13 protein-coding genes are annotated in these 12,102 nt (G+C 50.7%); 5 read left to right on the forward strand and 8 right to left on the reverse strand.

Going from position 1 to position 12,102, the window contains the following annotated elements; translation table 11 throughout:
* The first annotated feature begins 84 nt into the window (after positions 1-84).
* The 4 genes from ON05_RS18385 (at position 85) to ON05_RS18400 (ending at position 2,819) form a co-directional block, all read left to right on the forward strand.
* Entirely contained in the window at positions 85-429 is a 345-nt protein-coding gene (locus ON05_RS18385) for a hypothetical protein (RefSeq protein ID WP_010471296.1), read from the forward strand.
* The gene (locus tag ON05_RS18390; protein WP_010471294.1) at positions 422-691 is read left to right on the forward strand and encodes a type II toxin-antitoxin system RelE/ParE family toxin; all 270 of its coding nucleotides are present in this window, start codon (positions 422-424) and stop codon (positions 689-691) included. Before ON05_RS18385 ends, ON05_RS18390 begins: the two co-directional genes overlap by 8 nt.
* Before the next feature lie 5 nt (positions 692-696).
* Entirely contained in the window at positions 697-1,593 is an 897-nt protein-coding gene (locus ON05_RS18395) for a tRNA (5-methylaminomethyl-2-thiouridine)(34)-methyltransferase MnmD (protein ID WP_010471291.1), read from the forward strand.
* A gap of 206 nt (positions 1,594-1,799) precedes the next feature.
* Entirely contained in the window at positions 1,800-2,819 is a 1,020-nt protein-coding gene (locus ON05_RS18400; protein WP_010471289.1) for a pentapeptide repeat-containing protein, read from the forward strand.
* A 32-nt stretch (positions 2,820-2,851) separates the two neighbouring features.
* Here the strand turns inward: ON05_RS18400 and ON05_RS18405 are convergent, their stop codons facing one another.
* Together ON05_RS18405 and ON05_RS18410 are read right to left on the reverse strand one after the other, a co-directional pair.
* The gene (locus ON05_RS18405; RefSeq protein WP_010471287.1) at positions 2,852-3,598 is read right to left on the reverse strand and encodes a creatininase family protein; all 747 of its coding nucleotides are present in this window, start codon (positions 3,596-3,598) and stop codon (positions 2,852-2,854) included.
* A gap of 45 nt (positions 3,599-3,643) precedes the next feature.
* Positions 3,644-4,843 (reverse strand): FAD-dependent oxidoreductase, encoded by a 1,200-nt coding sequence (locus ON05_RS18410; RefSeq protein WP_010471285.1) that lies wholly within the window; start codon positions 4,841-4,843, stop codon positions 3,644-3,646.
* Positions 4,844-5,240: 397 nt separating this feature from the next.
* On the opposite strand from ON05_RS18410, the gene ON05_RS18415 reads away from it, so the two are divergent.
* A complete protein-coding gene (locus tag ON05_RS18415; RefSeq protein ID WP_010471283.1) occupies positions 5,241-5,462 on the forward strand; it encodes a hypothetical protein in 222 nt (73 codons plus the stop codon).
* Between the two features lie 89 nt (positions 5,463-5,551).
* On the opposite strand, the gene ON05_RS18420 is transcribed toward ON05_RS18415, so the two are convergent.
* From ON05_RS18420 to ON05_RS18445, 6 genes are all read right to left on the reverse strand, one after another.
* Positions 5,552-6,310 (reverse strand): flavodoxin family protein, encoded by a 759-nt coding sequence (locus tag ON05_RS18420; RefSeq protein ID WP_010471281.1) that lies wholly within the window; start codon positions 6,308-6,310, stop codon positions 5,552-5,554.
* A gap of 52 nt (positions 6,311-6,362) precedes the next feature.
* Positions 6,363-8,315 (reverse strand): thiamine pyrophosphate-binding protein, encoded by a 1,953-nt coding sequence (locus ON05_RS18425; RefSeq protein WP_010471278.1) that lies wholly within the window; start codon positions 8,313-8,315, stop codon positions 6,363-6,365.
* A 508-nt stretch (positions 8,316-8,823) separates the two neighbouring features.
* The gene (locus tag ON05_RS18430; protein ID WP_010471273.1) at positions 8,824-9,528 is read right to left on the reverse strand and encodes a lysophospholipid acyltransferase family protein; all 705 of its coding nucleotides are present in this window, start codon (positions 9,526-9,528) and stop codon (positions 8,824-8,826) included.
* Positions 9,525-10,697, reverse strand: coding sequence for a VWA domain-containing protein (locus ON05_RS18435; protein ID WP_010471271.1), 1,173 nt, complete (start codon positions 10,695-10,697; stop codon positions 9,525-9,527). Before ON05_RS18435 ends, ON05_RS18430 begins: the two co-directional genes overlap by 4 nt.
* A gap of 27 nt (positions 10,698-10,724) precedes the next feature.
* Positions 10,725-11,693: a TIGR04168 family protein gene (locus ON05_RS18440; protein ID WP_010471270.1), complete on the reverse strand. Its 969-nt coding sequence runs from the start codon at positions 11,691-11,693 to the stop codon at positions 10,725-10,727.
* A gap of 10 nt (positions 11,694-11,703) precedes the next feature.
* The gene (locus ON05_RS18445) at positions 11,704-12,087 is read right to left on the reverse strand and encodes a DUF4346 domain-containing protein (protein WP_010471269.1); all 384 of its coding nucleotides are present in this window, start codon (positions 12,085-12,087) and stop codon (positions 11,704-11,706) included.
* Positions 12,088-12,102 lie beyond the last annotated feature (15 nt).

Consider the following 12,102-nt stretch of genomic DNA (forward strand, 5'->3'; position numbering starts at 1 on the left):
ATTCGCTTAAGACTAAATAGACACACGCTATAGATTATTATTTCTATAACGTATGCTATAAGTGGGATGTCTATGAGGTGTGATATGCCTAGAGGAACCCACAAGAATTCTCTGCAAAACTTGACCCATGAAGGCCGACCGCTCGACTACGGAGAGCCTAAAACAGGGCATCGAGTCAGTGTTACCCAAACTGGGTGGGAAAATGCAAAGCAGCTCATTAATTCGATGGGCATGTCCGTTTCTGAATTTTTAGAAGAATTGGGGCGAGGACGGGTTACCGTCATCCCTACTCAAGATCTGGAAGCCATTGAGGATGTGATTGACTCAGCGTTATTGAGACATGCGATCACACAAGCGAATAACGAATTTATCTCTGCGGACCAACTTCTGGCTGATCGGGGGCTAACTCAGGCGGATTTGAATGACTGATTCATACAGTCTGCAGATTGCTAAGCCTGTTGTTAAATCCTTAAAGAAACTGCCTCTCAAGGTGTTTAAGCAAATTATGATCAAAGTCTTGGCATTGCAAGCAGACCCCAAACCTCAAGATTGCAAAGCGCTGAAAGGCTATCCTGGTGGTTATCGCGTGGACCAGGGAGAATATCGCATCCTCTATACCATTGAAGGGCAGACGGTATCGATCTTTCGGGTAGGCAAGCGCAATGACGGGGAAGTGTATCGGAATCTCTAGCGGTTATGGATAGTGCGGATCAGCTGACTCCCCAGCCTACTGGAGACGGTTCTTTTACGTTCTATTCCCAAGCGTTTGGAGAAGCCTTCCACAGTCACTATGGTGCCCATCAGGAAGCAATGGGGAAGTTTGTCTATCCCACCTTGTTACCGGAAAAAGCAAAGCAGGGATCGGTCAAGATTCTAGATGTTTGCTATGGGTTGGGATATAACACCGCTGCGGCTTTGGAGACGATATGGCAGATGAATCCTGAGTGCCAGGTGCAAGTTTATGCCCTCGAACTGAATCCCGTGGTACCGAGAGCTGCGATGGCCGAAGGCCGGTCTTTGACCATCGCAAATGCCGGATTGCAAACGTGGTCCCCCCGAGTGCAGACCTATTTAAACACCTTGGCGCAAGATTTAGAGATTCAAGCTCCCGATTGTCAGGCGCACTTACTCATAGGTGATGCTCGCCAAACCCTTCAGGTCGTTCAGAAACAGCCATTTCTCGCAGATGCGATCTTTCTCGATCCGTTTTCTCCACCAAACTGTCCGCAGCTTTGGACGGTGGAGTTTTTTCAGCTGTTAAGTCAATGTCTGCATCCCCAAGGGCGCTTGGCGACGTATTCCTGTGCAGCGGCAGTGCGGACGGGATTGATGGCAGCAGGATTTGCGATCGCAGCGAGTCCCCCTGTAGGTCGGCGCACGACTGGAACTCTTGCCGGGTTTACCCTCACTGATTGTCTGGCCTTATCGCTTCAAGAGCAAGAGCATTTGCAAACAGTAGCTGCGATTCCTTATCACGATCCTCAGCTGAACGATCCTGCCTCTACCATTCTGACTCGACGCCAGCAAGCGCAAAAACAGTCCTCTTTAGAACCCACCAAAGTTTGGAAAAAACGGTGGCAAAAGTCCTCCTAGGTAACAGTACATAAACAACTAAGACTTCCATGCCTCACCAAAGCCTGAAGTGATAGGCAAGAGAAGGCTCTAGGATCCAGTGATCCATCATGGCTGGGCTGATTAGGTTGTAATTGAGTGAAATAGAAGGGAAACTTACACGAAAGTGGGTTTAAAGTAAGGAATTAGCTTAGATATCGATGTATTTATTCTGAAAAAAAGAATTTATGAGTCAGATTCAGATCGAAAGTGATTTAAGCCATGCTGATTTACTGCAGCTTGTCTGCCGTGGTTCTGATGTTTGGAATCAGTGGCGTACTGAAAACTCCCATAAGAGTATTAACCTGCCTCTGGCAGACCTCAGCAATGCCAGCCTTAGCAATGCCAATCTCAGCCATATCAACTTCAGCTTTGCCATCCTCGAAGGGGCCGATCTAAGTGGCGCTGATCTCAGAGGTACCGATCTGAGTGAAGCGAATCTAAATAATGCCCACCTTGCCCGTGCCAATCTCAAAGGTGCCAAAATTTTGGATGAAACGCAGATTGATCCGAAATGGAGGTTAGTCCATGCATTAGTGACAGAAGGTGGAGAAAGTAAAGATCTCTGCAACGTTAACCTGCGTGCCGCCAATCTGCGGGATGCCATTCTCAGCAGTGCTGATCTAAGTGGGGCGAACCTCAGTTGGTCTGACCTTTGCGAGGCTAACCTCAGTGATGCCATCTTGAGGGATGCGAATCTGATTTTGGCGATGCTTGAACGTGCCAATCTCAATGGTGCGAACCTCAGCAATGCCAATCTTCGCACTGCGAACTTGAGTTATACCAACCTCAGCAGTGCAGACCTCTTCGGTGCTGATCTGTTTGTTGCCAACTTGAGCAGTGCCAACCTGCGAGAAGCTGACTTCAATGGTGCGAACCTCAGCAACGCTAACTTGGATAGTGCCGACCTCAGCAATGCGAATCTCAGCAATGCCAACCTGATCGGTGCCGATCTGAGTCATGTGAATCTCAGCAACGCCAGTCTCCGAGGCTCTAACTTCAGCAATGCGAATCTCAGCAATGCCAACCTAGACGGTGCCGACTTGAGCAATGCTAATTTCCGAGGAACGAACCTCAGTGGTGCGAATCTCAGCAATGCCAATCTGATCGACGCCGATCTTTTGGATGCTAACCTCTTCAATGCCACCCTCGATGGTATTGACCTTTTTGAGACTACGCTCACGACATCAACTGGCGTCAGGCGATGATTCGAACAGGGTTTAAGGGTTAATTTCAGTCCTTACTGAGTGTCTAGAAACTTGTGATAATCCTTGGCAATGGATTCCACTGCTGCTTCATACAGACGCTGTCCATGTTCTGGTGTCGCTAAAGATGGATCTGACCCCATACGTCCATCGGGGTAATGTTGGCGAAAATTGGTGGCGCCATAAATGGGATGCCCAGAGGCCACTTCAGCACTCAGAGGTGCATCTTTAATGGCTTCAGGATAGACAAATTGGGTGACAGCCACCTCGCTGGGGGTTGCGTGGGAGCCTTCGCGATTGCCGTAGAGTTCTTTCGCCAACTGATAGACCTGGGAATTCATATACCAGTTATTAAGACGACAGCGGGTTTGATCCGCTTCCGGCAGATTTAAATCCGCAATTGTGGCGTAGGTTTCTGAAAAAGCCGCCTTCAGGGTGGCGACATTCCCTCCATGACCATTGATAAAGAAAAATTGGCGAAATCCCGCCCGCGCCAGACTGACCAAATAATCCCGGATTACCAACAGGAGAGTAGACGGACGCAGACTCATACTGCCAGGAAATTCAGTATGGTGGAGGGCCATGCCGACATTAATCGTCGGACCCACCAGGGCTTCGGTTGCTTCTCCTACCCCTTTGGCAATCACCTCGGCACAAATGGCATCTGTGCCAATCAACCCCGTGGGACCATGCTGCTCTGTGGAGCCAATCGGCATAATAATGCCTTGGGAACGTTGCAGATAAGTTTCAACTTCTAACCAGGTACAGAGATGAAGCTGCATAGGACTTCCTGTGGGGGACATGTCATTCTATTGTGCCAGGTCTGTCTAAACCTGGAGGCGAACTTCAGTCAAGCCCTGTCTGAGCTGTTGTTGTCGCCGCAGCCAAGAGGCTCGGATGATGGGGCTACTCAACGGTAAGGTCGCTTTGACGATCCCTCGTAATAGAGGGCTATGACGGAGGCGATCGCCTTGGGCAAGTTCCTCATTTTGCAAGGTTTGCGCCCGAATAATTTCTGGTTCTCGCTCGGCTTGAATGTTGGGTAAAGCCTGATCCAGCCTATCAAGGTCCACGGAGCCTTGCAGTATCGGCACCAGATGATTCGCTGCCACAATCACATCCCGGAAGGCCATATTAATCCCTTGGGCTCGAATCGGCGACATGGGATGGGCGGCATCTCCTAAAATTAGCAGCCCTGGCATCGACCACTGGGGACAACGACCCACCACTACAGACAGCAAGAGTGGACGTTCAATCTCTTGAGTATGTTGAAGCAGGTGCTGTGCTAACCAAGGTGGGGAAGCAGCGGCAATCTTGGGAGGCCAATCTACCTGCTTCCAATCGGTTGGATCATCGTCATACAAAGCCCAGGCTAACTGTAAGCTGCCTTCTGCACTGCGAAATAAGCCCATTGTCTGGCGGCCATGCACGATGGCATAAAAGATATTCTCTGGGGGAAGGCAGGAGCTATCTGCTAGCTTGAACCACAGTAAATCAATGGAATGGGATAGGGTTTCCATCTCTAGGTTGGCCTGCTGACGGACGAGGGAATTGCGGCCATCTGCCCCGATTACCAAATCTGCTTCTAAGGTGCGACCATCTCCTAGCTGGACGCCATTAATTCGATGCTCCTTGTGTAGTAATGCTTTGACAGCAGTGCCTGAAATCCACTCAAACTGAGGATGCTGTTGGGCCTGTTTGACGAGTGCCTCAAGTAAATTGGGTTGTGATACTAAGGTACAGGGCAGGGTATTGGCTTGGAACGGTTCGAGGGCTTGGAACATCCTGCGTCCTTCTAAGATATATTCCCAAGCCGTTAGGGCTTGGTGGGGTACTGTTTCAAGCAGACCCAACAATCCCATTTGCTCTAAAGCATCTAAGCCACTGGGCATCAGACCTTCACCCCGAAACGTTCGTCGAAAGTTGCGGGCTGCTTCTACCAATGTGACGTCAATTCCTCGCTGAACGAGTGTCAGTGCTAAAGCTGCCCCTGTGGGTCCAGCGCCGACAATGACAACCTTGGCCATAATTCGAAGTTTGATAGGGTCTCTTTCAACCTAACGGAATTGGCAGAAGGACAGAAAATTATTGCGAAATTGATAGGGGTAGGGGTATGACCGTCGCATCATTTTGAAAGATTCTCAGCGCTCTGCACTGAGAATTTAGGTCAGACTCATGGTCTTCTCATACACATAAATTAAATTTGGGAAATAGTACTATTGAATTAAATTAAGAAATTCTTGATTGTTTGACCGATTTCATGGGCTTTGCTCTATAAAACTACTAGTTTGCTCAATTAAGCTCTTCTAAACAACAGGCTGTGATCTGTGTCATATCGCAAATTGCAATCGGTCACAGCTCCCCTTTGAATTAATGGTGACGATAGAAAAAATTGCTCGTTTGCATTGATAAGGACGCCAGTTAATGGACACACTCAAAATTAATCCAAAAATTCTGGCTGCTGTCTTTGCAAGTGTCGTCATCATTGCTGATTTGGTGCCTGCCCCCAATCTTGGACCGGGGCTGATCGTGTCGTCTTATAACTGGGCTGCTTCGCAGGTGCAGTCACCCACGGATACTCAGCACGCCAATCAAAAGATACGAGCAAAGCGATCGCAATCCCGTAACCCTGCCTACAACCAATAACGATCAGATAACGCTGCTGCTGAATCTGTGTCTTCAAAACATTCAGTCGTCAGGCATAGCAGCTGCATGCCTGACGACCGCCATTAGCTCTATCGTTTATGCTCTGGATTCTTAAAGTCTGTTTTACACCCTGCATCCCAGGCATCCGGTAAATTGCCGTGGGCAGGAATTCCGCCATTGTCCTTCAGTAGGCGAGCCATATGCATACAGTTCCAGGCTAAGAAAGTGGTATTGCGGTTGGTGAAATCATTCTCGGGTCCCCCTGATCCTGGATCGAGATAAGAAGGGCCGGGACCGACTTCCCCTAGCCAACCAGCATCCACTTGGGGTGGAATGGTATAGCCAATATGAGAGAGGGAAAACAGAATATTCATGGCGCAATGTTTTACTCCGTCCTCATTGCCTGTGATTAAGGTTGCGCCTACTTTGCCGTAATCTCGATATTGGCCTTTGTCGTTGAGGAGATGGGTGTAGCCATACATTCGCTCCAAAACTCGGTTACAAACGGAGCTTTTCTCCCCCAGCCACACGGAGGTACACAGCACCAAAATATCTGTGGTATCCACTTCTTTCTGAATTTGAGGCCAGTCATCTTTATCCCATTCATCGGTTTGGGACATATCTAAGCCCAAGCCCGCCGGTATATCATAATCCACGGGACGAATAATCTTCGTTTCCACCCCATTGGCTTCAAAAATCCTTTGGGCAATCTTAATTACCCCTTCGGTATGGGATAAAACGGGGGTGCGATTGAGGGTGCAGTTGAGAAATAGGGCCTTGAGATCGTCATATTTGGCTGGGGCGTTTTGGCATTGGTGCTGAGTGATGTTTGTAAGCTGTTCAGACATAATTCCTCTTGCATAGGTGTATGTGTTCAAAAGTGCAGCCGAGCCAGAACGCCTAAATCAATTCTGGGTCAGACATGATTTCTACGAGGGCAGGCCCCTGATAAGCCAGGGCCTGGGCCATGGCATCATCCAGTTCGTCCAGTTGGGTAACTCGGATCCCGAATCCACCGCAATTCTGAGCATATTGGGAAAAATCAGGATTGTGTAAGGAGGTTTGCCAGACATCCCATTCTCCCGCTCTCTGCTCCTTAGAAATTTTGCCCAACTGATCGTTATGAAGGAGGATATGGGTGATATTCATCTGGTACTTCACGGCAGTGGTAAATTCCGCCAAATATTGTCCAAACCCACCATCTCCAGACACAGAAACAATCGGGCGTTGATGGCCTGCAGCCGCCCAAGCACCCATGGCAGCCGGGAAGGCAAACCCGATGGACCCGAGATATCCCGACATTAAAACGGACTGGGTCTGACACTCAAAATAGCGACCAAAGGAATAGGTATTGTTACCCACATCCACCGCAATGACAGCATGAGCGGGAACCCATCGCGTCATGGCGGCAAAAATAGCGGCGGAGTTTAGTCCTTCCCCTCGGTTATCGAGTTCTCGACGGGCTTTTTCTGCCCGCCAGATAGCCCAACGTTCGGCGATTTCAGACTGCACATCTTCTGTCTTCACCTGCCCCGTGAGGGCGGTCTTGAGCTGCTCCACCACAATACTAATTTCTCCCCAAACAGGTACTTCGATGGGATGAAATTTACCTAGGGCCAGCGGATCAAAATCCACCTGAATAATCGGTTTACCCGGATAGATGCCCGTGTGGTTGGAAAAAGAAGCCCCCAACACCAGCAGCACATCCGCCTCATTCATAAACCAGCTGGCAATGGGAGTGCCGCTGCGCCCCAATACCCCACATCCCAGGGGATGGTCATCGGCAATCTGTCCTTTCCCTTTAAAGGTCGTTAGGACGGGCGCACCCAAAAGTTCAGCCAGTTCTATCACCGCAGGCATATGAAACCGAGCGCCATGACCCACAATAATGACTGGGCGGCGAGATTGTTTCAGTTTGTTAATGGCCTGCTGTAAAGATTCCGGGGGTGGCGCGATTTGCAGCGGGGTAATACGTCCGGTGGGTGTTGCTGCAGGCACATCAACAGCAGGCTGGACTTGAATCTCATCGGGGAAGATTAGGTGAGAGACATTGCGTTCTAGGAGGGCATGCTTGATGGCCAGGGTCATCAATTCGGCATGCTTGCTGTGACTGAGGACCGTTTGACTCCAAGCCGCCACTCCACTAAAGGCGGCAGATAAATCACATTCTTGAAAGTTACCAGTTCCCAAGACTTGAGAGTTGACCTGTCCGGTTAAGGCCAAGATGGGGGCGCGATCGACTTTGGCATCCCACATTCCGGTTAGCAGGTTGGTGGCACCGGGGCCAGCAATGGTCAAACAGGCAGCGGGGGTCCCCGTAAGTTTGGCATAGGCGGAGGCGGCAAAGGCCGCGGCTCCTTCATGGCGAATACCAATATAGGTGAGCTTGCCCTGTTCTTCTTGACGGCGTAGGGCATCAGCCAGTCCTAAATTTGAATGACCCACCATACCAAACACATGGGTAACGCCCCAATTCACCATGGTTTCAGCCATGACATCGCTAACGGTGCGGATGTGCGGTTTTTCCACGGGTAAACCCACATAGATACCGTCATCACGCACCTCAACCGGGAAGGTTTCGAGGGCATCATCGACCTCCAAGTCACCGGGCGGTTGACCTGTCAGTGGGCAATAATCCCACCCATGCCAAGGACAGCGCAACAGGCCATTTTCAATAGAGCCTTCGCCGAGGGGGCCGCCTTGATGGGGACAGCGATTATCAAGAGCACCATATTGGCCTTGGTGATGGGTTAAGGCCAGACTTTTATGACCTGCAACGACGGTTTTGACCCGACCTTCGGGTAGTTCGTCTAGGTCTAAGACCCGAAACCACTCAGGGGTTATCTCAGGCATAGGTTGTACTCCTTATGGAACGAGTGGCGATGGCTGGACCATCACTTTTTTTCAGGCTGATGCTAGTTGATAGGCTCCAGTCTGAGTATGCAGGTTGGGTGGCGTATTCAGATGATAATTTGCTGAAGTCCGGAGAGGAAGTAGGCAAGGTTTGCCTAAAAATATGCTGAGTATGGCGATTCTCATCGGTGAAAATGCCCCCTTGTACAGATCGACAATGATATTTCCATAGCAAGAGGTTGGGTGAGTTGATGCAGTGTAACGGTGGATGAGTCTCTTTCCATTAGCCTGCAATCAGGTTTTGGGCCGTTATCCCCTAGGCCGTGTTTATCGCAAGATAGAACTCTCCCAGCTCAAGTATTGGGTTGCGATCGCAAAGTAAGACCGTTCCACAAAGGCTGCGGCAATGCCCTTGTGCTACCCAAGGCATAGGAATTGATGGCCGATTGCAAACGTTTAATCTGAAAGCTTAAAATCGATAACCAAACTCAAACAGTGGTGTTGTCGTTCATGCCCCAATCCCATGGCGGGTTCCCCAATGCTGCTGTTGCAAAGTGTCCATGGCCTGTCGGGTGGTGGTCATCAGTTCCCTGACCCCGCTGGTGGGAAAAATGGGTTTGTCCAACACCACGTTGACCGCTTGGTATTGAGGAATATGCTGAATTAGCGTTAAATCATGGGATTGGCCGATATGACTTTGCAGTTTGGGGGGAATGGTGAGACGAGTTAGCTGTTCCTGTTGGGGGCAGATCATCATGGGCACAATCGGAACTTGGGCTTTCAGCGCGAGAACGGCAAAGCCCCGATGAAAGTCAGCTAGGGGAGCCGCAAAATCATTCTGAAAAATATAGCGTTCACCTTCGGGAAAAATCCCCAGCAAGGCGCCGCGAGACAGAACCCCTAGGGCTTGTTTAAAAGAACTGGGCTTCACCGGACCGTCCACCTCCATCAGTACCATGCCCGTCCGCTGAATGAGCCAATGGGTGATGGGAAGCTCCTGCATATAGGCTGCGGTCACCCAGGAGATATAGCGGGGAATCGCCACGCTGACAATCGACGGATCAATATTAGAGCGATGGTTGCACACCAAAATGCCTGCCCCCGTCGGTAAATGCTCTAGGCCGATCACCTCTAAGTTAATGCGACGGCGGAGCCAAGGGGCGAGTAGCCAGCGACAGGCATGATAAAACCGTTGTTGGGATACAGAGGTCATTGCGAAGCGGTGACAATCTCTTCTTTGGCGGCCCATTGGCCGATATCTTGGCGTTGGATGGCTGCAGCCATTAAGTCTGCAAACTTATCGGGCGTGCAAGCAAAGGCAGGAATACCCAGGGTGGCAAACTTCGCAGCATTGCTATGGTCAAAATAAGGGGCACCATCATCACTCAGGGCCAATAGGGTCACCATCTGCACCCCTGAATTGACGAGAGAGGCAACCCGCTTGAGCATCGCTTCCCGATTTCCCCCTTCATACAAATCGCTAATGAGGACAAGGATCGTTTCTTCCGGTCTGCGAATTAAGCCTTGGCAATAGCCTAAGGCGCGGTTGATATCCGTGCCGCCCCCCAGTTGAGTGCCAAACAAAACATCCACTGGGTCTTGCAGCAGATCTGTTAAATCGACGATGGCCGTATCGAAAACGACCAGCTGGGTTTTGACAGCGGGGAGAGATGTTAAGACTGCCGCAAAGATACTGGCATAGACCACAGAAGTGGCCATCGAGCCGCTTTGATCCACACAGAGGACAATATCGCGGAGGGCCGAGCGCTTGCGACCAAAGCCAATCCGAGTTTCAGGAATAATCGTGCGATAGTTTGGTTGATAATGACGCAGGTTAGCCCGAATGGTCCGATGCCAGTCAATTTCGTGATGGCGCGGGCGACGATTGCGAATCGATCGATTTAAACTGCCCTGGACAGCCTGCTGCATGGGGTTAGCAAGCTGGCGCAGCAAGTCTTCGACCACCCGCTGTACTACGAGGCGTGCTGTTTCTTTCGTTTTGCTGGGCATCACCTGATTGAGGGACAGCAGATTGGCCACTAAATGCACATCCGGTTCGACTGCCGCTAGCATTTCTGGCTCCAGTAGCATCTGTTGTAAGTTCAGCCGTTCCAGGGCATCCTGCTGCATCACGCGGACAATGGAACTGGGAAAGTAACTGCGAATATCCCCCAGCCAGCGGGCGACTTTGGGGGATGAACTGCCTAAGCCGCCAGAACGTTTTCCCTGGGACTCGTACAGAGCTGCCAAGGTTTGATCCATCGCCGTATCTTGGGTATCGAGGGTTAACCCACCCTCTGTACTGATTCCATCTGCCTCACCTCCCCCAAGGATGAGCCGCCAGCGCCGATTGCGTTCGGAATGATTCTGAGACTCTGCCATAGCTTATTCAAAAAGAGATGACCCGGTTTATTCAGAAGGTGATGAGACTAATGTCGGAATGACCTCAGTCGGGGGAGCAGCCTTGGAGTATAAGGTTTCTGAAGAAGCAATATGATGGTCAGCATCGACCCAAACGAGCTGTACGTCCGTGACCTGATGGCCTTGCAGCGTCACTAAGGAGAAATTACGCTGCAGTCCTTGCTCGGTTTTGATAATCCGTGGCACACAGGCAGCATTGAGATAGACGGTGCCTGCCGCATCGACACAGAGGCGCTTGCGCTGAACGGCTTTAGTGTGACGGAGATTATGGTGCATATGGCCGAAGGTGACGAGGGGAACGCGCTTACCGGTGGTTCGGGTGGTTGCGATCGCATCTCGCAAATCCGGGTCACCAAAATCGCCACCTAGCTGCTTCCAGTCCTTCCCACAGGGATCTTCTGCTTGATCACCCAAACCGGAAGGACCATTATGTCCTAGAAAAATAATCGTTTCCGAAGAGGCTTGGGCCGCAGCATTGGCAATCTGGGCGGTGGACTCTGCAAAATTGTTGACACCAAAGCGGTCGCGATAAAATCCGGCACAGCGCCAGTCGGGGCCGCCCCAGCTAAACGGTCGCCCCCCCACAACGCTGAGATCAAGCTGGGGAAAAGTACGGTGGGTATAGCCCACATGGGCCTCGGCGAGCAGGTCTAACTGCTGCTGAACCCAATCTTCCTTGCTGCGATCGTAGGGACAATTTTTGGTCCCCCAGGGTGTAGCCGTATACCAGGCATCATGGTTGCCAAAGGAGGCAGCATAGGGCAGTTCTAACATGGAGACGGCCTGGACCACGTCCACCGCTTCATTGCCAAAATCCCCCACAAACAGCACTAAATCGACGCCGAGCTGAGCCAACGCCCTAGGATCCGCTTCATCCCAAGCGTCATGAATATCCCCAATCACAGCAATTTTGATGGATGGAGAACTAGGGAGAGAAGTAGAGAGTGGCTCAGTCATTCATATGAGTTTAGTCTTGGATATATTCTTGGTCCTGGGCTAGGGCAATTTCGGCCCGGATAAACTCACGGCCCAAATAGGCCGCGTGATCGAGCTTGGTTACCAGGCAAGTTTGCGGCTCTTCAAAAATTGCAATACAGAGTTCCTTGGCCGTCTTAGCGCGGAACTTGGCATCGGGCTTGCGTTCCACCTTGCCTCGACAGGATAAGGGTTCTCCCGTATCTGGGTCGACGGCTAAGCCTTTGTCATCAATGTCATTGGCATAGTGATCCGCACAAATGGCTGGGGCTTGCCGATCGAGATAAATCAAAAAGTAGCCACCGGGATCTAAAGCAATAAAGCGTTGAGATAACTGGTTATTAATGGCAGCTTGATCGCTAACAATGGTGTTCATGAACTAAAAGCATCG

Source organism: Acaryochloris sp. CCMEE 5410 (genome assembly GCF_000238775.2).
Lineage (GTDB): Bacteria > Cyanobacteriota > Cyanobacteriia > Thermosynechococcales > Thermosynechococcaceae > Acaryochloris.